Origin of the sequence: Bacillus sp. AR2-1 (genome assembly GCF_008368755.1) — a bacterium.
Lineage (GTDB): Bacteria > Bacillota > Bacilli > Bacillales > Bacillaceae_G > Bacillus_A > Bacillus_A wiedmannii.
In genome coordinates this window covers 43096-66168 of record NZ_QORY01000005.1, presented here as the reverse complement: position 1 = coordinate 66168, position 23073 = coordinate 43096, and the positions used below count along the sequence as shown (strand labels likewise).

At 33.9% G+C, this 23073-nt stretch carries 18 protein-coding genes and 6 pseudogenes; 9 read left to right on the top strand and 15 right to left on the bottom strand.

The window, feature by feature from the left end:
* Window positions 1-89: 89 nt before the first annotated feature.
* From DT250_RS32125 to DT250_RS32115, 3 genes and pseudogenes are all read right to left on the bottom strand, one after another.
* Window positions 90-371 (bottom strand): annotated as a pseudogene (locus DT250_RS32125) (DNA/RNA helicase domain-containing protein).
* Between the two features lie 62 nt (window positions 372-433).
* The gene (locus tag DT250_RS32120; RefSeq protein WP_149212631.1) at window positions 434-961 is read right to left on the bottom strand and encodes a DNA/RNA helicase domain-containing protein; all 528 of its coding nucleotides are present in this window, start codon (window positions 959-961) and stop codon (window positions 434-436) included.
* 189 nt (window positions 962-1150) lie between these two features.
* Window positions 1151-1651: a hypothetical protein gene (locus tag DT250_RS32115; RefSeq protein WP_149212630.1), complete on the bottom strand. Its 501-nt coding sequence runs from the start codon at window positions 1649-1651 to the stop codon at window positions 1151-1153.
* 802 nt (window positions 1652-2453) lie between these two features.
* On the opposite strand from DT250_RS32115, the gene DT250_RS04330 reads away from it, so the two are divergent.
* The 4 genes from DT250_RS04330 (at window position 2454) to DT250_RS04310 (ending at window position 8874) form a co-directional block, all read left to right on the top strand.
* Window positions 2454-3635 (top strand): AAA family ATPase, encoded by a 1182-nt coding sequence (locus DT250_RS04330; RefSeq protein WP_149212629.1) that lies wholly within the window; start codon window positions 2454-2456, stop codon window positions 3633-3635.
* Window positions 3613-5880, top strand: coding sequence for a S8 family peptidase (locus DT250_RS04325; protein ID WP_149212628.1), 2268 nt, complete (start codon window positions 3613-3615; stop codon window positions 5878-5880). Before DT250_RS04330 ends, DT250_RS04325 begins: the two co-directional genes overlap by 23 nt.
* Window positions 5881-5900: 20 nt before the next feature.
* Entirely contained in the window at window positions 5901-6197 is a 297-nt protein-coding gene (locus tag DT250_RS04320; RefSeq protein WP_149212627.1) for a hypothetical protein, read from the top strand.
* Window positions 6198-7038: 841 nt separating this feature from the next.
* Complete coding sequence (locus DT250_RS04310; protein WP_149212625.1) at window positions 7039-8874, top strand: DNA/RNA helicase domain-containing protein; 1836 nt, start codon at window positions 7039-7041, stop codon at window positions 8872-8874.
* Window positions 8875-9045: 171 nt separating this feature from the next.
* Here DT250_RS04310 and DT250_RS04305 read toward each other — a convergent pair whose 3' ends face one another.
* Entirely contained in the window at window positions 9046-9471 is a 426-nt protein-coding gene (locus tag DT250_RS04305) for an HD domain-containing protein (protein ID WP_149212664.1), read from the bottom strand.
* A gap of 163 nt (window positions 9472-9634) precedes the next feature.
* Between DT250_RS04305 and DT250_RS31590 the strand changes: the two genes are divergently transcribed.
* The 3 genes from DT250_RS31590 to DT250_RS04295 all read left to right on the top strand — a co-directional run bounded on the left by DT250_RS31590 (window position 9635) and on the right by DT250_RS04295 (window position 10819).
* Window positions 9635-9778 (top strand): hypothetical protein, encoded by a 144-nt coding sequence (locus DT250_RS31590; protein WP_179952829.1) that lies wholly within the window; start codon window positions 9635-9637, stop codon window positions 9776-9778.
* 269 nt (window positions 9779-10047) lie between these two features.
* Window positions 10048-10410: a hypothetical protein gene (locus DT250_RS04300; protein ID WP_149212624.1), complete on the top strand. Its 363-nt coding sequence runs from the start codon at window positions 10048-10050 to the stop codon at window positions 10408-10410.
* Window positions 10411-10546: 136 nt separating this feature from the next.
* A complete protein-coding gene (locus DT250_RS04295) occupies window positions 10547-10819 on the top strand; it encodes an HU family DNA-binding protein (RefSeq protein WP_048525006.1) in 273 nt (90 codons plus the stop codon).
* 504 nt (window positions 10820-11323) lie between these two features.
* Here DT250_RS04295 and DT250_RS04290 read toward each other — a convergent pair.
* The 4 genes and pseudogenes from DT250_RS04290 to DT250_RS04275 all read right to left on the bottom strand — a co-directional run bounded on the left by DT250_RS04290 (window position 11324) and on the right by DT250_RS04275 (window position 15821).
* Complete coding sequence (locus DT250_RS04290) at window positions 11324-11902, bottom strand: GNAT family N-acetyltransferase (RefSeq protein ID WP_149212623.1); 579 nt, start codon at window positions 11900-11902, stop codon at window positions 11324-11326.
* 532 nt (window positions 11903-12434) lie between these two features.
* A pseudogene (locus tag DT250_RS04285) lies at window positions 12435-13865 on the bottom strand (IS4 family transposase).
* A 107-nt stretch (window positions 13866-13972) separates the two neighbouring features.
* A complete protein-coding gene (locus DT250_RS04280; protein WP_149212622.1) occupies window positions 13973-14917 on the bottom strand; it encodes an ABC transporter permease in 945 nt (314 codons plus the stop codon).
* A complete protein-coding gene (locus DT250_RS04275; RefSeq protein ID WP_149212621.1) occupies window positions 14910-15821 on the bottom strand; it encodes an ABC transporter ATP-binding protein in 912 nt (303 codons plus the stop codon). The genes DT250_RS04280 and DT250_RS04275 overlap by 8 nt, the downstream gene beginning before the upstream one ends.
* A 274-nt stretch (window positions 15822-16095) precedes the next feature.
* Here DT250_RS04275 and DT250_RS04270 point away from each other — a divergent pair, with 274 nt between their 5' ends.
* Window positions 16096-17079: a glycerophosphodiester phosphodiesterase family protein gene (locus tag DT250_RS04270; protein WP_149212620.1), complete on the top strand. Its 984-nt coding sequence runs from the start codon at window positions 16096-16098 to the stop codon at window positions 17077-17079.
* Window positions 17080-17409: 330 nt separating this feature from the next.
* Here DT250_RS04270 and DT250_RS04260 read toward each other — a convergent pair.
* Window positions 17410-17616 (bottom strand): annotated as a pseudogene (locus tag DT250_RS04260) (IS4 family transposase); the annotation flags it as partial.
* A gap of 334 nt (window positions 17617-17950) precedes the next feature.
* Window positions 17951-19162, bottom strand: a complete 1212-nt coding sequence (locus DT250_RS04255; RefSeq protein WP_149212619.1) for a metallopeptidase domain-containing protein — start codon at window positions 19160-19162, stop codon at window positions 17951-17953.
* A gap of 177 nt (window positions 19163-19339) precedes the next feature.
* On the opposite strand from DT250_RS04255, the gene DT250_RS31585 reads away from it, so the two are divergent.
* Window positions 19340-19510, top strand: a complete 171-nt coding sequence (locus DT250_RS31585) for a hypothetical protein (RefSeq protein WP_179952828.1) — start codon at window positions 19340-19342, stop codon at window positions 19508-19510.
* A gap of 410 nt (window positions 19511-19920) precedes the next feature.
* On the opposite strand, the gene DT250_RS04250 is transcribed toward DT250_RS31585, so the two are convergent.
* The 5 genes and pseudogenes from DT250_RS04250 to DT250_RS04230 form a co-directional block, all read right to left on the bottom strand.
* Entirely contained in the window at window positions 19921-20646 is a 726-nt protein-coding gene (locus DT250_RS04250) for a G1 family glutamic endopeptidase (protein WP_149212618.1), read from the bottom strand.
* A 263-nt stretch (window positions 20647-20909) separates the two neighbouring features.
* Window positions 20910-21386: pseudogene (locus DT250_RS04245) on the bottom strand (phage portal protein); the annotation flags it as partial.
* 69 nt (window positions 21387-21455) lie between these two features.
* Window positions 21456-21857 (bottom strand): annotated as a pseudogene (locus tag DT250_RS04240) (terminase B); the annotation flags it as partial.
* A 157-nt stretch (window positions 21858-22014) separates the two neighbouring features.
* Window positions 22015-22822 (bottom strand): annotated as a pseudogene (terS, locus tag DT250_RS04235) (phage terminase small subunit).
* Between the two features lie 21 nt (window positions 22823-22843).
* The gene (locus tag DT250_RS04230) at window positions 22844-23023 is read right to left on the bottom strand and encodes a hypothetical protein (RefSeq protein WP_098347573.1); all 180 of its coding nucleotides are present in this window, start codon (window positions 23021-23023) and stop codon (window positions 22844-22846) included.
* Between the last annotated feature and the right edge of the window lie 50 nt (window positions 23024-23073).

Below are 23073 nucleotides of genomic sequence, written 5' to 3'. Positions count from 1 at the left end.
GAACCACCAAATGCTCTAACTACTTCATCAATAAACGTATTATCGTAATTATCCTTTAGCGTCATTTTCCACTATTGATTCTCATTATCTTAATACAAATCATCCCAAAAGATTAATCCAACATAATCAAACTCTAGGCCCTGTGCTGTATAGATACATCCTACTTTATCTAATTAACCAGTATTTTTTTGTTTATACCATTCATATTACTTAGCAACAGTTGAATTCCATGCTTTTTCAAATAGCTGATCATCTTCATCAGTAATACTTATATCATTTACCTCTCCATTCCACTTCCAACAGAATGGTGCAAGCCATTTAACTCTATAACCATCAGATATTTTTTGTTTTAACAAATAATCAATCTCCACTAAAGAGTCTAGTATTCGCAAATCATATTTCTTTAAATCTACTTTTTCATACTTTGAACCTTCTAAAATGAATAAAGGTTATTAACTAAAGTCCCACTATATTTTGCCCGCTGTTGAGTTTTAAGAGTTAATATTTGTGGGCAATAGCCCAAATAACTAGTAATATTATTCAATGTACCTTGCTCAGTTATTTTAATTCGCTGCTTATCATCTTGTAATAAGATTATTATTTGAAACCTAGTACATAGGTTTCTAAGTGCCTTCTCTATATTTGTTAATCGATGAGCTTCATCAATAACAACAATTTGTCCTGAATCTCTTGATTTTAGAATTGCATTTACAGTCGGTAATTTGGCGGGTTCATCTAACCCATGTTCTGTCGCATAATCTTTATTAAGACCATCAATTATAGTTCTTAAAGTTTGCGGAATTGTACCGAAAAAGGTTTTTGAATATTTCCTTATATATTGACGTATTATATCCAATCCTAAAATTGTATTGCCTGTTCCTGCTTCTCCTTGAATTACTAGTACAAGCTGTTTACCTTGCGAGAAGGCATAATTAATTAGTTTAGATGCTTTAAGTTTCACGTCCCACTAATCATTTAATAGTGCAATAAACTGTTCAACTTTCATTGCTTTCGTTATTCCTGCAAGGCTCGCTTTGCTCATCGAGTAAGTTCCTTTTGTGAATAAATTCAGATTCTCAGTAGTTACTGCTTTATTTACAAATGAATGTTTTAAAAATTTTTGGAGTGCTTTTGCACCTCCTTTAGTAAATCAAGATTCCATATAATTTGCCTTGTATATTTCGTGTAGAAATTTAAACAACCTATTTCTATATTCGAAGTTTTGAATACAACTCATTGAACTTAATTTAATAATTGGAGAATTCCTTTGAAATTCACTATGATAACATTTCAACGACCTTAAATAATGATGTAATTGAGCAGCTGGAGAACCTTTAATACTTTCACACTCTTTTAACTCCACAACCATAATTTCCAGTTTTATTCCATGTGCATACCCAACTAGTACCGCATCATGTCTTAGCATATTCCCTGGAACAAAATACTCAAGTATAATTGAAATTTCATCTAAATTAGCCTCTTTTATTTGTTGGACTAACTTATGAATCGAAATACCACAGATTTTTTTCTCTCGTTTATTAAATTCCTCTAGGACAATTTTATTTTGATATAAGCCTCTAATCATCACGCTATTAATTTCTTCTGGGCTTAAAGCATAAAGTGATTTAACTTTTCCACAAAATAAATACACTATACTACCACTTTTTACAAAATACTTCTAAAATCACCTTTATATAATGCATTGTTTTTTCGCCCTCTAAGAGGATATCAATTTTGAATAAGCCTTCTAGCAAGCAAATATCTATTTATTAATTAGGAGATCTTAATTTTACACAATATACGTTCCTTTATTTTTGACACTCCTTTTCTTCCATTTTATCTTGCTACTTACTGCCAATACCACTAAACATATTCCATCGAGATTCTTCGTGTAAAATCATTTTTTTCTCCTATTCGACTAATTCGGGGCTAATATGCTGGACTTTTTTTCTTTATAAATCTCCCCCTTACACCACTTCTGTATCTCTTACTAATATTAAATATATAAAATTAATATTTTATGCCTACTCTACTTCATCGAAGAATAAACACATTCTAATATATTTCCAATGCAAAAAATAACTTCTACTATCCAAGAATCAATTCCAAAGTAACCAAACTCCTCAAAGTGTTATTTAACGGACTTTATAGATTCCAAATACAAATGTATTATCTACCTCTCTGAAAATCCTTACAAATGAATCTGAGCACCCTTTTTCAGAAAAAATGTTAAAAATCATCCTACTTTTCACAAAATGAAATTAACAAGCATCTTTTCACTATTCATAAAGTACCTCCTCCTCTAAATAATCCGCTCCCCATATATCACAACAGGAATATTTGTCCGGATTTGTCCGAAAATAATTGGAATAGAACACTTGTTTTATGGTATAATATTAAAAAGAGTACGGATTTGTCCGAATCATAAAAACATAAAACGAGGTGTATTCTCTATGCGTTCCGACTATATAATAAAACTCATTGAAGCCCATAATAACGAAGATGAGTTAGTATTTCAAAATTTAATAAAACAAATAGCCTATGAAGAACAAAGAAAAGGAAATGATTCAATTGCTAACAAAATATTAAACGCTTATAATAAAAAGGTAAAAATAAGAAATTATTCCAACAAAGATCAAAAAACTTATTCGCCATCCAGTGGTCTTATTATGTACGAAACAAAAACCATTGTTCCTCCTAAAGATAAGGCCAACAATTTTGATTTATTCGAACTAATATATCCTAATGATGAAGAGTTACAAAATCTAATTTTATCAAAAAACATAGATAACAAAATCGATGAAATTTTATATGAATTTAAAAACCAAGATGAAATAAAACGATTAGGTTTCCCAGTGGAAAACAGGTTATTACTATGCGGACCTCCAGGTTGCGGAAAAACTTCGGCAGCTAGGTTAATAGCTAAACGCTTAAACCTTCCAATAGCTTATGTTCGTTTAGATTCGATGATTTCCTCATTATTAGGTCAAACAGGAACGAATATTAGAAAAATCTTCGAAGAAGTAAATGGAAAAAATATCATATTATTTCTCGATGAATTTGATGCGATAGCAAAAAAACGAGATGACAATAAAGAATTAGGTGAGTTAAAGAGAGTTGTTAATACTCTTTTACAGAATATTGACCTTCTATCATCAGACGTTTTTGTAATCGCTGCAACAAATCATGAAAAACTTTTAGATCCTGCGGTTTGGCGTAGGTTTAATTCTACTTTATATTTAGATTTACCTGATGAACACATGCGGTCCCGTTATCTAAAACAACTCTTAGATTCATACGATACCGATCAAATAAATTATAATAAACTGTCGAAACTTACAAAGGGATTAAATTTCTCTGAAATACAAGAAATTCTTTTAAAATCAATAAAAAAGGTTTTCATTCATCAAAGAACGAAAACAATCTCTACACTAGACGTTGTACAAACTATATATGACGTAATGACACTTTATAATACAACTACTAAAGATGACACTAACAATGAAGTTCTTATGAAATTTAAAGATAGCGGATTAACTTTAAGGGAGATATCGGAGATAACAAAAATTCCAAAAACAACTATTTCAGATAGATTAAAAAGGGGATACTTAAATGTCAAAGGAGAAAAAGAATAAAGAAAATGAAGTGAAAAAAAGAGAACATAAGGGAGAAGCTCGTGATCACCTTTGGATTGGCAAAGATGAAGTTGAAAATGTTCAACATAATCCAACCTCAAGAACTAAAAAGTTGAATATAGATCATTATGAACATGGGCAACGTTTATCTGAGGGAATTAATAACATTAAGCATAAACATCAAAGTAAAAAATCACCAATATCTGATGAAATCATTATTTTCAAAGTAGAATTAGATGAAAATAATGCCGTTGATTCCAGAGGAGACCATAAAAGTATTTTCTCAGATAACAACTTGAAAATAAATTCAATTCAACGATCTCATCAAGCTATAGTATCGACTAGTCCCGATGAATTCGAAAAATTGGATAATAAGTTAAAAAAATATATAGAGAAAAATGGACATTCCTCTAATTTTTTCCAAAACATTAAATCAATCAACGAAGTAAGTACTAATGAAAAAGAAGTACGATTACCTGAAAAAGGTAAAGAAGAGAAGAATGACCTGCAGATTACATTAATGCCCAATCTTGACCAAAAAATCTATAATAAAATGATAACATACATAAAAGGAGAGATAACTAACCTACAAGGAGAGATTATAGATGAGTATTATCTATCTGATAATACTCCTGTTTTAAGAGTTTTATTACCCTCATCAGGTATCAGTATTCTTGCAGATCAAGAAATTATCTTGCGACTCGAGCCTACTCGATTCTTTGGTCCAACAAGCTCCAAGCCAAACACGACGCAAGAACTAAATGGAGTCCAAATTCAATTCGATACAAATCCAAAGGAATTACCAATAGTTTGTATTCTTGATGATGGTATCAACTTCCCAGAATATTTATCAGACTGTATAGCTGGTAAGTGGCCATCAGCAGATATTGTAAGTACATGCGAGCATGGAACAAAGGTAGCTAGCAGGGCCATTTTTGGAGATAACTTAGATGAACAAGTACATAAAGGTATTCTCACTCCAAAAGTACGGGTAATTGATGCTGTTATAAGTGATGGACAGAGTGGCATTTCAGAAAAAACACTTATAGAACGAATCCAAAGTGCCGTTATGGCAATAAAAAATACTACTCAGATATTCTGTTTATCGTTTAATGATGGGGAGCCAATTGATGAATTTATGGTGAGCGATTTAGCTTATGAATTAGATGTTTTATCAAAAGAACAGAATGTCCAGTTTGTTGTACCTACTGGAAATCACCGTTTATGGACTGCATACCCTACATTAGCTGATATTATAGATGACGATGATTCTAGAATTGCTGCCCCCGCTGAGTCATTTTATGGATTGACAATCGGTTCTATAACTAGAGGAGAACATATCCATAGCCTTTCTAGAAAAAATGAACTTTCTCCCTTTAGCAGAGTTGGGTTTGGTATTGCTGGTACTGAGAAACCGAACTTAGTATATCCAGGCGGAAATGTTTATATCGACCAAGAAGAAGCGTTTATTGATAGACATTCTGCTGCATATATTATAAATAATCGAGGGCTTATGGTGCAAGATTATGGAACTAGTTTTTCTACTCCTTTAGCTGCTGCGGATTTAGCTATTTTAACTGCTGACACACCAGAGAAAGATTCACTGATTGCTAAAGCCTTATTAATACATCACGCTAACAATGAAATTTCTTCCTTACCAGATGATGAAATGGAGCTATTCAAAAAAATGCATGGAAATGGCACCGGAAACTTAACTATCGCCAAAAATTCTTATTCGAATATAGCTACCTATATCAGAAAAGGAACAATGTCAAGACTCGTAAAGCAACGCGTTAAATTTCACATGCCTACAAATTTAGCAGACCAAAAGAAAGCTGGAAAGGCAGTATCAAATGTGAAAGTTACTTGCATATCCATCCCTCCTGTAAACAAAAGTATGGGAGAAGCTTATTTACGAGGATATATAAGCGCTTCATTGCATTCAAGAAATTCAAATGATACACTTAAAACTACAAACCCTCCTAATGAACAGGGTAGAAAAAAATGGAAACATATCCACCATTTTTCTAAAACGTTTAACATGTTTAACCCTGGGGATTGGGAGATTTGGCTTCAACTCTATACTAAACCTGAAATAGATGATGAAGAAGAGGTAAACTATGTTTTAATTGTTAGTATTGAAGATTTATCAGGAGCAGAAATTGATATATATGATGGAATTGAATTAGATGTTGGTTCTCGCTTCCAATACCTTACTGAGATTGAGATTGATAACGAAGATTAAAAATTGAAAGGATGTTTTTTATGGAAAAGAAAACAACAATTCTAATGCCAGTAATTGAACCAGAAAAGACGGAAAAAGTTTATTATCCCTCTGGTGGAGCTGCTGGAGCAACTCAAATGCTAGACAAAGTAACTGAGATTTCTATGGAAGCAATTCAAGATTTAGTTGGCTTTTATAATGGATATGAACTAGATACTATTGAATTGCACGTAAAAGGAGCAGTAAAATCAGGTCCCTTGACTCAATTAGTAGTTGGTTTATCTGGCGAAGCTGGAATGAAACTAACTTTAAAAAAGAAAAAAGATGAAGAAGCTTAAAGAACCGCTGTTTAGCGGTTTTTTAGTTTTTTATTGTTTTAAGGATTTCGGTACTTCGGATTTTTATTTCAACGGAGTTTGTGCCAATTAGTACCTTGGGTGTAAGTGGAACTCTCACTGTTATTGCATGTATTTTTACGTTTTTTCAAAAAGGGTAGGCACTTCTATTTCACTTCTACATTTTAAGATTATGCCACTGTTTTTTCTTTTCATTCTTTCTAATAAAACCATAATTCCAAATCTTTTTACTTCAATACATCATTTTAAAATATATATTCTTCCTCCTTTAAGGTATTTTTAAGATTCAACACTGCAATATATACTCCCTCTTATTTTTCAGCAACTGTTTCCAATCTATTGGCTCCCTCTCTTACACCAAACCATTTATTTATATCTTTACTAAGTATTTCTTTTATTTTTTTGATAATTGTTAAGCATATCTATAGATAATTCCCCTTCTGCTTTTCCAGCAATGTAATATTCTATACTGTTTTTCGATTCTCTTAAACTACTTAACGTTTTAACATCTTTTTCCCATAAACCTCTATGATTATAAAAACTATCAAATCCACTTATTACAATAACACTAGCTACTAACAATAAAGTAAAATCAGATAATAAACTATTATTTATACTCTTTAACCCTAAAATACAGTAATATCAAGAATTTTATACCAAACACTCTTTTCTTCTTTTTTCAAAATATAACGAAAATCTTTTATTACTACACAATTTTCCAGAAAAAATACGACTTAACTCTTTTCTTATTCCAAACTAGTTATATCATTTCGTATAATAGAAATATACATATATCCTACTACACTTCAAGGAGGCCTTTATCTTGAACTATGGCTGGGCTGGAACTATTGAACAATTTAAGCAATTAGATGTACAGTTTTTTGTTAAACAATTGCTAGATCATGTCTATAAGACCAATACAAATGATCCAAAAATAGATTCTCAAAAAAGAGCATGGATTGATAGTTTTAATAAGCTACAAGATTTATTCAATCGATTTTCTAATTTAGATGCATCACTTATTTTTGAATATGAGATTTTACGCGGAGGCGGTCGTCGTCCAGATGTACTTTTATTGATTAATGGTTATTTGATCGTTCTCGAATGTAAAAGTTATAATAATGTTTCACCTTCTGAATATATCCAAACATCTCTTTATATGCGTGATCTCGAACATTATCACTCGGCTATTCAAGAATCTAACATGCAAGTCATAGGTGTTTTACTGCTTACAAACTATGAAGGTGAACACTGGATTTTCCAAAAAGATTACCAGGTAACCCTTTCTACAGTTGATGGATTGGAAAGCATTCTTAAACGAATATTAAATAAAACAGAAGCACCAACTTTGACGCTAGAGGAAATAATCAATGGTGTCTATGAACCCTCACCTTCTATGCTAGAAGCTGCTCGATCCATTTTAAATAATGAACCGCTACCTGACATTAAAGCTGTATCAAGCAGTAATTTTCCAGCAGTACAACAAACTGTACGCTCAATCATTGAAGAAGCCCAACATACAAATACCCATCATCTCATTTTAGTATCTGGCGAGCCAGGAGCAGGTAAAACATATTTAGGTCTGACCATTGCACATGAGATGAAAAATGCAGTTTATTTATCTGGTAACGGTCCATTAGTAGACGTATTACAAGATACGTTGAAAAATAGAACCTTCGTACAAGGTCTGTATGGCTATAAAATGGACTTTCTCGAAAAGAGAATGATTCCAAAAGAACAAATCATTATTTTTGATGAGGCCCAACGAGCATGGGATACAAAAAAAGTCGATCAATCGCTCACTAAAAGAAATCGAAAAGCCCAAAACTTAAGCGAACCGGATATTATAATGAATATTACAACAAATAATAAGCCGTGGAGTGTAACAATTGGCTTAATTGGTGACGGACAGGAGATCTATTCTGGAGAAGAAGGCGGTCTCGCTCTGTGGAATCATGCAATCGCGGGAAAAAACGTGACTGTTCACTCTAAACATCCTAATTCTTTCTTTACAAATGCAGCACATTATAGAACACATTCTCAGCTACATTTAAACTCATCTTTCCGTGCTCATGCAGCTTTAAAATACTATGAAATTATTAATACGTTATTAGATGCTAATTTTAATCAAACAAAACAACTAATTCATCATCTACCGAAAGAACATTATCAACTTTTTATTACACGTGATTTAAACAAAGCCAAACTCACTTTACATCAGCTTTATCAGGATGATACAAAAACAGTTGGTGTTGTCTGTGCTGGAGGTGCTGATCATCAAAAAGAAGTCCCTGTTCTACCAAGAGATAAACGCTATGAACGCCCTAGTAAGATCGCCCAATACTTTAACTATCCCCAATCCCAATACTATTGTAGAGCGCTCAACTACAGCTCAACTGAATTCCAAACACAGGGACTTGAACTAGATATGACGCTCGTTCATTGGGATGATGATCTATATCTACAGAATGGAACTTGGGAGGGACAGCACTATCAATGGGGTGTCGAAGATCCATTCCAAATTAAACTCAACGCTTATCGAGTTATTTTAACAAGAGGTCGGGATGGAACAATTATTTACATACCACCAAAACCCATTCTAGATGAGACTTGGAACTTATTTAAAAATCATTTACATATTCCTGAATTGATGTTTTAAAGCTTATAATAAGAGACTATATTCTAGGCTCCTTTAGAATATAGTCTCTTATTTTTTTATTTTACAGCAACCAGAGAATTGTTCTTACATGACTTAAAATTTTTGTGAGAAGTAGTCTCTTCAAGCGACTAGTATTCTAGAAAATTACTACGAAAGAAGTTGCTGTTTCTTCTATTCCTCTAGAAATTGAATCGCTTTACGGTACTTCTCCAATCGTTTTAAGTCTTTATCTGTTATCCTACCAAGGCGTGAGCGGTCAGAATTATGTTTTAAGTCTGCAAGTTTGACAGTACGGGCAAAAGAATTTTCTTTCACTTTTCTCAGATACTCAAAATAAGGCGTGTATTTCTCTTTTGTCAGTACCTGCACTGCCTCCACTACGTTATGAGGTATACCAGCACTTAACAGATCATTAGCAGTTATCTCAGTATCTTCCAGAACATCATGCAAATAAGCAGTAGCTTTCTCTTCGGCCGTATTTACAAAGCTAGCAACTGTCTCAGGATGTTTGATGTAGTCAATTCCTGCTTTATCTACTTGTCCAGCATGGGCAGTTTTAGCTATCTCATGAGCTATCTCTATATAATAAGGTATCATCACAAAAGCTCACTTTCTATTATCATTTATCAGTACTGTATTCAATAATTTCTTCGGTTATTTTCACACAATGAAACACAATAAGCAAGGTAAAAAAACGCCTTCCTTTCCCTTCCCCTATGAATCTACAAAAAAATATATTTAAAAAATAGAATCTGATCTCATGATTAAGCATGCTGATTTACCCCATACAGAAACGAAACAACAAATAAAACGTGGTTCAGAGGCTTCTAAAGAACACCCAAAAGAATATAAAAATTTGAGCAGATTGAAAAATCGACAACAAAAACTAATAAAGCAAAAGTAAACAACATATAGATTTGTATTATATTTCTCAACAACCAAAATTACTTAATGTGGTAAAATAATAATTGGATTGGCATCCAATACCATATTACGATGGTTCAAATCGCAGGAAGGCACCTTAGGGTGTCTTTTCTTTTGTTTGAAACACATTCTGCCAAAATACCTGTATCTTTGTTGAATTACGACTCATATATTCCAACAAACTTCGTATATATAATTTGTTACCCTAAATGGGTTGACAATACGATCAGTTATAGGAGGATTTTGTGAATGGTAAAAACAGCATGTGTAAGTATGATTACTGGCATTCTTTTAATATGTTCAACAGGATGTGCCACTCAAACTGATTCCATTACAACTAAAACTCAATCAGTAGTTGCTGGCACATATACAACAAAAGAGCTCACAGACACATTTCCTGTAGGAACACCCATAACTACTTACATTCGAAAAGAAGAAAAACTGAACGTAAAACATCTCACCAGTATTACACTTACAGATGGTGGCATCGGTAGAGTTTTGGAAGCAACAGATGGTTTTGTTGTCGTATGTGGGAATGAAAAAGGAATTTTTGATGTGTTAATATTTAAAACCATGGAAGATGTAAAGAAATATGAACAGAGTTTAAAGTGATAATTCATATCCTTCTTATGCCTTTTACACAGAAATTGTCCTCTATCTCTTGCTATGGCTTTTCCTATGTTTAATTGCATCATGAGTAATCACACGTTATAATAGTCACCTAATTACATATGAAGAGGTGCAGAAAATGAATAAAACAGAATTAACAAAAGTAGTAGCAGAAAAAGCTGAACTTACACAAAAAGATGCTGCTGCAGCAACACAAGCTTTATTAGATACAATAACAAATGCGCTAGCAAATGAGGAGAAAGTACAGATTCTTGGTTTTGGTACATTTGAAGTACGTGAAAGATCTGCACGTACAGGACGTAACCCACAAACAGGTGAAGAAATGCAAATCGCCGCTTCAAAGGCACCTGCTTTTAAAGCTGGAAAAGAATTAAAAGAGGCAGTGAAATAATTATATATAGTCAAAAGGGTTTGATATTTATCTCAAACCCTTTTTTAATAGCCTTTTTTTCATAAAACAAAAAATATCATCCAAAGTTTATATAAATAATATAGATTCCCCAAAGAATGTAACTAACTTGTGTTATGATATACATTGTAAATTCGAAACCAGTGAGCTTTCTTTCTCTTTTTATTTTTCGTAAATACAGATAAAAACAAAAAGTAGATAAAAGCATTAAGAATACAGAAACATTATATATATTCTCTATACTAGTAATAACCGATCAACTCCTCACCTGAAAATTAGTTAGTATAGAATAAGCATATCATATGAAAGTTTAACTTACTTCAAATCTACTTTTTTTCAACAGAATATACTTAATATTTTCATATTTAACAGAAATACTTGTTTAAAAAGATAAAAGAATCTCTTTTGCATCAATAGATTCACAAAAGAGATTCTAATAAAATTAGATAAAAACATTAAAATATAGAAGCTTTATATAGATTCTCTTTATTTATATACAGCGAGTTTTTGTAATAGTTGTTCTTTTATAACCGGCCATTCGCTTGCAATAATACTATATACAACTGCATCCCGTACATAACCATTTGGCAATTGTCTCTCGTTTCGCAATACACCTTCTTTTACAGCACCAAGCCTTTCAATTGCTCGTTGTGCTTTTCCATTTCGTAAATCCGTTTTTATTTGCACACGTAACATGTGTAATTCTTCAAAAGCATATTGCAATAACATATACTTACACTCAGTATTTATACTTGTACGATGTACACTTGGATGATACCACGTTTGCCCAAGTTCAACCGTTTTGTTATCATTTGAAATACTGTACAAACGTATACTACCTACAATTTCATTCGTTTTTTGATCTACAACAACAAATGGTAACTCAGTTTCCCCTTCAAAACCTCTTATTACTACTTGAACATACTGCTCCATATCTTGATAGCTATCCATTTTAGCTATTAAATACTTCCATATTTCTTTATTTTCTTCCACAATGGTAAATAAACTTTCGACATCATTTACATGCATTAATCGCAACATGGCTCTATCATTTACTATTTTCATAGGCTATTCTCCTTTTCAATAGATGCTCAAATAGTTGGCAATTCACAATCATTTTTTCAAATGATTATGAAATTGGATATAAATCGAATGATTTGCTACAAACTTAAAATCATTAAACATTTCCTTGCCCTTCTTACTATAATTTTCACGTAATTGTATCTATTTTAAAAGATCCGCCATATATATATTCTCTTTAACTAGTGGTATGGTTTAACACACCATTCTTACAGATCTTTTATAAATAGCATAATTTCATTTTAAACCTACATTGTTGGCTGTACTCCATCACTATCAAGCTATCAAGAACGAGTTATCCCATAACAATAAATACGAGCAACACGCACAAAATTTTCGTTCTAGGAGTATTATAATATCTTAACTTGATGGGCATGTGGTGCTACCCCATCGCTATCAAGCTAAGCTTATACAACGTCAAGTATAGTAGAGATTATTTCTTTTTTTCTAAAAGTCAGGCTTAGAGAATTTAAAGATTTGCATGCGAAATAAACCCTATCGGGTTTCATTTTTTGAATTAGGCCGCTTGATCATCAGAAATGGTATAATTGTAAACGACACCTAATATATCAAAGACTGTTTTTTCTCGTATCGATGAGATTTTCGTCCATTTTGCTGTAGGAGGTTGAATAGGCGAATGAGAATCTTTGATAGTTCTTGGTTGTCTTTCTGTATGGCTTGATAAATAAGAAGAAAATAATCTTTAATCATATATATGGCCTTATATTCACTCAGTTCTCGTTTCTTTTTCATAAGAAGTAATTGACGCATTTGAAACATAGTAGAAGAGCAGAGTAGAATGGCGATCAGTTACCCATACAAATGGCATTCCAATCTTTCTCGTTTTATCTTTTTACAATGATGAATATGAAAGAATGATTTCCATGTTTTAAATAAAATCTCGATTTGCCAACGTAAAGAGTACCAATCATGTACTTGTCCAATCGGGACAATATCTGTAGAGGTGTTTGTCATATATACATTGATACCACTGAGACGTTTACTACGAGGGGAATACTTCATCCCTTTCTTTTTCTCTCTTACAGCTTGATCTTGCAATCGTTTTTGTTGTTGTTCTTTTGTTAGCCGATGAACAATCACACGAGTTGGTACTTTTATCAGTCATTCCTACATAAGCGTCGGATATTTCATATGTTTGTCCTGGTTGAAGAGAGTTCATTAATACCTCCATATCTATCTGTATATACTCTGTACCTTTCTTAATTCTTCCATCCTGAAAATAATCAGGTGTGGGATTATTTTGATAAATACGTGTATTGGATTTAATACGAGAGATATAGTAAGCCTTTTTATCTTGTATATGTTGAAGATCTTTTAAGTGAAAATATCCTAAATCACGGATGCATAAATCATTCGGTGTCACAGTTGGGACACACAGAGAACCATAGGTTCAATCATGTTGTTTACCTGGGCTTGTATGGATATGTAGGAATTGTCCGCTTAATAAGTCATATTCAAGTTGAATTTTCATCCCAGCAGTATGGCTACATCCTCCCGTCCCAGGATAAATGGGTGAAAATATATCTGGAAGCTGAAATGCAGTGGAATCTAAAATACGAATACGTTTGAAAACAGATGTGTATGGAGAAGAAATTCGCATAGATGAAGTTATTTTTTTATTTAGAAGGTTAGTCAATATATGTTGTAAAAACTGAACGGCTGATGTATTAAACCGTTGATTCAGTCCTTCCGGACTGATGAGTACCTCTGTGGATGCTTCTAAACAGCTAGATAACTGAGCTAAAGAGGTTGTAGCGATATTTTGACTCATCCATATACATAAAGCGACTAAATCTTTTGCTTGGTATTTACTGGTTCGTTGTACGAAACCAACATCTCTAGCAAGATCCCGTAAGAAATTTGGGGATAAAAAGCTTTGAATTTCTTGAGCAAATAGTTGTAATTCATCAGATACAGAAATAGACATACAAAAACGCCATCCTTTCCTATGGTTCTACAGAAAGAATAGCGTATTTTTTTATTTTGAGATATTTCTTTTTTGTAAATTTGATAGTAATGAGTTAGAACACCTTACTATATTAAATCACGTTTTAAGAACACCACATAGGAAATCCCTAAAAATATGAGTAAATAAATAAAGAGCATACTAGAAGCAAATGGTAGTGTTATCCCTGGAATAAAACTACCTCCTTTTAAAATTCCATATAACCCTGTATTCGCTGGTAATAAATATTTTGCCCATTCATATCTTGCAAATGGAAATAATATGAGACTATCAGATAACGCCATGAATAAAGAAATACCGATTGCACCACCGCTGGATTTCGTTAGAACGGAGATCATAAAGGCGAATGCTGCATATACTAAAGTTGGTAACCATGATAACAAGTAATATTTACTCACTTCTAAGAGAATATTTTGTTTAACAATATGACCATTTTGTACAAAAAACTCCGTCCATGCAGGTTGTTGGAATTTATAAATAATTAAACCATAAAAAAATGAGAATAGCATACTAAATATAAATAACAAAGCTGAAAATATAACAATTGCAATATATTTGGCAGTCAAAATCTTGAATCGGGTTGCTGGACGAGTCATTAAGAATTTATATGTCCCCCAGTTGTACTCATTTGCAAAAATAGTACTTGCGTATACAAGAATAACAGGTAATAAAATAGGAAACACAATTTCCCCAGTTTTTTTCATAAAGGAAAGAGGGGAATCGCCAGCTGGTGGAGTATTTGTGTCCAAGTACTTCATTTTTAACTGGTATTCTTTAACAAGCACATCTCCTGATTTTTGATTTATAAGTTCTTGCTTTGTGCTTCCAAGTCTTTTTTCAATCTCCACTGTTCTTTCTGTATACTCTTTCTTCCAATCTCCTGATGTATTTGGAAAATATTTTACCGCAATGAATCCAAAGCCCATTATCAAAATTGCAATAGCTATAAAGAGTAACGATGTTTGCTTTCTCTTAAAAATTTTATATATCTCGTTATAAACTAAGTTAAACAATATCTTTCCCCTCCGTAAGTTCTAAAAACTTTTCTTCTAACGTTTTTCTTTCTTCCTCAATACGATAAATACGAATGTTGTTTTCTATTAATATTTTAATGATATTAGGAATCTCTTCATCTTTAACTGTAAGAATAATATCCTTATCTTTAATTTCAACATTATACTTTAAAAGAATTTTTGCTTGTTGCACATTATCAACACGTATATGAATAGTTGCTGAATCTTCTTGGACATTATTTTGAATCACTTGTTCTGCAATATACCGTCCATGTTGGATAATAATTACTCGATCACACATCAATTCAACTTCTGATAATAGATGGCTAGACACAAGGACAGCTTTCCCTTGCTCATGAGCAATCTTTTTTATGTACATTCGCATTTCATGAATGCCATTGGGATCTAACCCATTTGTTGGTTCATCTAAAATAAGTATATCCGGATTGTGTATAAGTGCTTGTGCAATTCCTAGACGTTGTCTCATACCAAGCGAATATGCATTTACTTTACGGTCAATGACTTGTTGCATACCTAATAGTTGAACAACTTCTTCTATTCGTTCTTTGGTAACGTTCTCATTCATTCGTCCAAAATAAGTTAAATTTTCATAACCACTTAAAAAAGGATAGAACTCTGGATTTTCAATCACTGCACCAATTTTTGCAGTTGCATTTTCAAATTGCTCTTTTATCGATTGACCATTTATCCATACTTCACCTTTAGTCATACTAATCATACCAACCATCATCCGCATTAATGTTGTTTTTCCAGCACCATTTGGACCTAACAAACCAACAACTTCACCTTTATTTACTTCAAAGCTTATATTTTCTACTAATGTCTTTGAGCCAATCTGTTTTGTTAATTGGTCTACTGTTATTATAGATTGTTCATTTCTCATTTGGATACAACCTTTCTCTCTAAAGCTTTTCAAACAATATTTACTATATCAAAGTTATTTTCCACCGTAAAATGTCTGTATTATTATAGAAAGGAGAATTCTGTGTAGCGATGGAACAAATTTATACAATAAGCAGTAGTGAACAGTAGTTTTCACTAGGTCTTAGATTCCAATGATACCCATTGTAAAAGAACAAAACAAGGTGTAATATGTACCAGTATTTACATAACAAACATTGATTGAACTTTTAATCGATATTTAGAAGGAGAATACAATGAACAAAATAAACAGATTATTAAAACGTAAAATGACTTGGGTTATTTTTATCCTAATCGTATTTATCTATGTGAATAATAGTTCCTTTTTTGCTAAGCGTAATGTCGATTCCCCTCTTCTTCTTGCTCATCGAGGGCTATCTCAAACATTTGCTATGGAGGACATAGAAGGGGATACTTGTACAGCTGAGCGTATACATGAACCTGAACACTCTTATTTAGAAAATACAATTCCATCTATGGAGGCGGCATTTAAAGTGGGCGCAGATTTAGTAGAGTTTGATGTTCAACCAACTAAAGATAATAATTTTGTCATTTTTCATGATTGGACTCTTGATTGTCGTACTAATGGTAAAGGTGTTACAAGGGATTTTACAACAAAAGAATTACAGGCACTTGATATTGGTTATGGTTATACAGCTGATGGGGGAAAAACATTCCCGTTTCGTGGTAAAGGAATTAATCTTATGCCAACATTGGATGAAGTACTTAACCATTTTCCAGATCGTACTTTCCTTATTCATATTAAAAGTGATGATGAAAAAGAAGGAATTCAAATGGCTGATTACCTGAAAAAACTCCCAGCTAAACGTCTTGAACAGCTAACTATATATGGCGGCGATAAACCGATTGCGGCGATAAAAGAGCGTATCCCTAGTTTACGCACCATGTCAAAAGCAACCCTGAAAAAAGATCTTCTTACTTATATCGCGTTAGGGTGGACTGGATACATGCCTTCAAGCCTGAAACATGGGCAGTTACATATACCTGAAAAAGTGGCACCTTGGCTTTGGGGATGGCCAAACCGATTTCTTAATCGAATGGATAAAGCAGATACTCGAGTTATCGTTGTAGGAGGAAATGGACTTGGATTTTCAAGTGGATTTGATTCGCAAGATGACATAAAACGCCTTCCCAATGATTACACAGGTGGAATTTGGACAAATCGCATTGATAAAATCGCACCTTTATTTAATAAGTAAGAAATCTTATAACAATCGAAGTTTTATGTACCAATAATAAACAAATCTGGTTTCCTAAGCATAGCGGAAATCAGGTTTGTTTTTTGTATGAATAGAATTTGCTAGATGTATATTCAGACGGAGATACAACTACAATTAAAGTATTAGCTGCTAGATAAAAACCATTTTGATATGAAAATTACATATAATTTTCATTTAGAGTGAATTTAAAAACCTTAGCTTATGCAAAGTCAATTTTAGGTGAGATTGTTTCTTTTTTCTAAAGGGCAAGTGTAGATGATTGAAAGATTTGCATACGAAATAAACCCTAACGGGTTTCAATTTTTTGAATTAAGCGGCTTGATTATCAGACATGGTACAATTGTAAACGACACCTAATATATCAAAGACTGTTTTCTTTTCATATCGATGAGATTTTCTCCCGTTTTGCTGTAAGAGGTTGAACAGGCGAATTAAAATCTTTGATAGCTCTTGGATGTCTTTCTGTATCGCTTGGAAAAGAAGAAGAAAATAATCTTTAATCATATTTATTTTCCTTTATTTTCTAGATACTATTATATACTAAATGGTTAAATTAGGTACATTCCAAATTTAATTTTCCAATATACAGGAAAAACTCTACAATAGGAGGCGGTTTCGTAGGTGGATTTTATAAATCATTGAGAAGTTACACACAGACAGCCAACTTTTTTTATTACAAGACAGTCTGAAAATTTCGTTCTGGGGGTTGTAATAAATCTTTAGCTTGATAGCAATGTGGCGGGACCCCATCGCTATCAAGCTGACAATATTTTGGTTTCGTTAGGATAGCAATCTGAACAATCATGGCGTTCTTCAGGCTCTTAGCTGCCCTTGAAGATATCATCGAGGATCAAGGACAACCTGAATTTTCCCATTCGTCGAATAAGACATCGAAATCTTTCTGGTTTTCTTCAATCTTACGATCAAGCTCTATTTTTTCTGTATCACAAGTAGTGTTCTGCCGGCGGCGGGATAATTCTTTAAAATCTTTACTGTTCGCATCCATCATCCTCCGTAGATTATCGCACACAGAAGGATGTGGTGGATTTGATGGTGAATTTGGTGGTCCGATGGTTACAGTTGCATACCCCTGAATGGAGTTGATTGTCTCAACCTTAATTGTAACACCCACATCTAAGAACACATCTCCTTCCTGGAGGTCCTGAGTGTATTTACCCTCTTGTAAGTAAGAACTTCCATTCTGTAATTTATGAACCAGCACTGCTTCATGAATAATACCTCTGTCCCATCCCGCTTTTTTTCGATATTCCACCGTGTATGTTGAACTACCGTACAAAACCCTTACGAAAGCCGAAGAGCCACTTGAAACCGGTTGATTGAGTGGGGAAAGATTTACACGTTCCCGCCAGTTGTTCAAGTTCAGGTCCACGTCCGTGATTTGGTTGGTAGCCCAACCGAGCACGAGATGATTTAGCGCGTTCAATCCTGGTCCGCTCGCCCCAAAGCGTGGATCTTGAAACGTCGCACTGCATCCTGCGAATGTGAATGCACTCATAATATCCCATTTATCACCGTAGGCACCGGGTCTTGAGTCATCATTAGGGTCATAACTTACAGGATTTGTATCGAAGGAATGATCGAGACCGTAACCGTGCCCCATTTCATGGGCCGCAAATGTGTTATTCCAAGCACCGGGGTCGAGCACGAGAAGTCCATAATTCTTGATTGTGGAGCCGAAGGTAAGTTGCTGGATACCGACGCTACCCGAATCGACTTGTGCATTTAGGATTACGATGATCCCGTAGAAAGGTGAAAAATCGACCTGGTTCTTGACAGCATCAATTGCGGATGTAATTCTCTGCATTCGTGTTCTTTGCTTATCGGTCGCCAATGTGTATGGCAACTGGAGCCAGCCAAATACTTTTGAATACGTGAGGTCAATCGCTCCGTAAGAGATGTCGTGCCAATAGTCAAACATTCCACCTGTCGAAGGATTGACAAAAAGATCTTGAAAAAACTGAGGGTTTTGAGGTTCTTGGTTTTGGTCGGAAAACTTGCAAAGAATAATTGCCCAGGGAGTTGGTCCAGTGATATTTGCCATGTTCATTTCTCCTTTGTGTTAGTACAATTTCCTTCTTCATCGCTATCCCAACATTGAGAAGAGAGGTGTACCGTAGTATCACGTTATCTTAGTTTCGGTTTTTATATCTGCAAACCTAGTTTATATTATGTTCCATTATGATTTAATTTAAAACTTACATAAATGAAGTGGGTGTAAGTGACAGTATACATTTACGAATTAGGGAATTCAAAAGGCATTGTTTATGCAGATAATAAATTTGAAGAGGAAATAGATGTTGCGGACTATTACTCTACAAATAGTGATGAAGAAGAAATTAAATTGAAAGAAATAATAAATTTAGAAGAATTAAGAGAATACACCAAATGACCATGAGAAGTAATAACATTTTTTAGGGGGCATTAAATAGAGAAAGCTTAGTGCTATGGTTAAAATTATTGGAAATCTAAATATAGAAGTTGAAGGTTTAAATTAAATGATTACAAGTATATGTATTGTAGGTATGTGGTAGCACACTTAGAAAGTATTCGGATGTTTCAGTCCAAGTATGCGGGACGATGGCGACCCTTTAGGATGTGCTCATTATGGTGGCGAATGGGATACTGGTGGTTTTTTTAGAGGAGCCAAATGGCTTTATAATAAAACTGATGAATCAAATAATAAATAACAAAGAGCATACCATTTCGGTTATGCTCTTTGTTATTTACTCTATGAACACTTAGAAGAATCTGTTTGCTGCCAATAATAATATATGTAGGCCTGGACAATACTATTTTCATTTAGTGATGATGTCTAGTAGGCATTGGTGCCGGTGCCGGTGCCGTCCCCCATACAACGCTAAACCCGTCTCCAGTAGTAAATGGGTTTAAAGAATTACATATTATTTTACTTGGATTTTTAGGGTCAGTCATAAAACCACGATCTATATTATAATCAAAGTTTGGGTTTCCATTTGTATACGTACAATCTCTAAAAGTTACAACTCCGTAAAATTGTGGTAAAGGCACAGGATTATAACTACTATCCAGTGGAGCTTCTACTATAAAATTAAATGTTGATTTGTCTCCAGTATACGGTACTCCACTCTGATGAAAACTCCAATTCTGAGTATAGTTCCATATTGTAATATCCCAACCTGTGTTAGAAAAAAATATCTGAGCTCCGACATCATCAAGGGGCTTAACTTTATATTGGCTCAGAGGTAAAAGTCGTTGTTCTGGGTTCGCAGGGAAAGTTTCCCAAAAAGCAAAATATTCAGGATTACCAGATGAATCATAATCTGCTCCTATGCCAGCCTGGATAACACCTGACCTAGGTACATCAGGTGCACCAAACAATGATTTACCACCACCTATCCCTACCCATACTAATACTTGTGCATTTGAATCTACCGGAGTGGCCTGGATTTCAGGAACGTTCCATTTAGCGGAAATAGAGGGATTTGAGGTATATCCACTGACAGGAAATTTTATATACCCTGCCCAGTAATTAAGGGACCAAGTCATTCGATTCACCTTCCTAAATTATCATATAACTTCCTTTTAATATGTCCTGTTTCTTCATGAAAAATACAATTTGTTCACCTAATATGATTTTAAGAGTTCTTGTTTTAATTTCTTTGGTCTACCCCCATGCCCATCAAGCTAACATTTTGAAGTGTCTCCAAAACGAAGGTTTCAACTTTTTATAGGTGTCCATGAGGATTTTGTTCATTTTTTTGTTTTGGGGGTATTTGCTTTTCTTAGCTTGATAGCGATGTGGTGCTACCCCTATGAGCACGAACTGTATGAGCTGGAATGTGGTATAGTTCTGACGGTTCACCTTTGTTATTACGAACAACTTCAATAATTCCCCAGCCAACTGTCTCATAATCATCCCATACGGCTCTTATGATTTCTGAACTTGTCATTTCTGGATTACAATTACGCATGAATTCTTTTAACCTTTTATACTGCTCCTGGCTCGCTGCTTCTTTTACTTCTTCAAAAGGGGCAAAGTCAAAACCAACACCAGCAATATCATCGACTTTTGCGCTAATACAAGCAGAATGAATAGGATTACTTTCCTTTATATCCAGTAGAGTTGCCATATCATAAGGAGGTTTAATTAATCCTTTATCAATATATGATTGAGCGAATGGATCAACTGCCATTTGCTTGCTGTTGTCTTCCTTATTCTTCGGATCATCTGCAGCTTTATTAATACCAAATACTTTTACATTCTTAATTGTCTTCTTATCGCTCATATCGTTTGTATATCCTCCTTTCTTCTATTAATTGGAAGCAAAAGAAATAGCCGAACAATTAATGTCCGACTACACTCTTTTAACCTTTCCACCCATAACTACTTTTGGTTTATAGAAGGCTAGAACTATAGCATCTGCTCTATCAGGTGATTGCAATCCGCGTTTCTTCATTTCCTCTTTTCGCTCTAATGCAATCTTACCTCTACTTGTTATCCTGTATTTACGGCTAGAAAACTGAGAAATCATTTTTTCATCATTTGGAATCTCCATTGTAGGTTCTTCACCCTGTATAAATGCTTTCATATTCTCTTCCAGTAAATCCCTTACTACAGCCCAACCTTTAGCACCTGCATTATCATAATGCTCATCATCAAGCAGCTTCCCGTTATTCACAACCGGATATACTTTGAATGGTAATCGTTCAGATTTAATAACTTCTTTCAATCTGTCCGTAACACCACCAACAACACCCTGGCCAGAACGAACTGAAACCTTTGGACTTTGTGCCAAATCCATAAGAACTTTTCTCTGCCATTCATCTGGATAAAAACCAAGCATATCCTCGGCAAACGCAACTGGATCATCCCAATAAACATCGATAATCTCCATAAATTCACTAAAAGCCGTATTACTCATTAGCTTCAGCTTCCTTTTGTTTACGTCTGCGCTCTGCTATCTTCATAAGTGACTCTTTCCAGTCTTTTGTATTCTGATTAGTGTCACCAGCAACTTTAATAGAAGCAATTTCTTTCTTAAGTTTCTCAATTCGTAGCTTTTGTTCCTCGGTATTAGCTAACCTATCGTATTTTTCAATAAGGGTTACTAGCGTTGACATTGCTTTCGATTGAGCATTTAAGAAACTAGCTTGCTTATCCCAGGCGAATTGAATTTCCCATTCTTCCTCAAATCCGCTTTCGGTGAGCTTTTTCTTTCGAAGTTCATTTGTCATGTCCTCTTTATCTCTAATAAACATTATACGTTGAGCGTGAATGATTTGAGTGTACTGCAGCATAATGCTTTCCCAGATGATTGCTAAAGGGTCGTTATTAATTGCTTCTATTAATTCTTCTTTTAAATCAAATATTTCTTGAGGTAAGTACTTTCTATATAAACCATGAGTAGCTGCATTACCATTACGTAGTGGAGCAGCACCACCGGAATTACCGACAGCATTCTTATTACCTTTGGGTGCTCCTGGTTTCTTTTTTGGAGTACTCCGTATCTTTCTTTGGAGTACTCCGTTCATTTTTATGGAGTACTCCATTTAGTTTGTCTATCCATCCATCTTTTGATTTCCATCCGCCAACCGTTTTTTCACTTACAGTTTTTTCGGATGTAGACAACAATTCAGCAATTTTACGATTCGTAATATCACCATTATGTTCTTTAAATATTTCATACGCTTTGTTACGGTGTGGACTTCGTTGTCTGGCCATAATTACATAACACCTGCCCCCTTATCCAATTGTTTGCACTTCCTTCTCTAAACACTCAATGCATATATGAGCATTATCCGTATTCACTTCACGAATATATGTTTTATCAAAATGAGTAATAGTTAATGGCATTTTTAATGTCCACATGCAAGGCTCATTACAAACAGAGCATGTAGGAACATTTATAGTTTCTTCTTCCATTTACACCACCTCACGATAATTTCTTTGTATTTTATTGTTAATCTATTAAT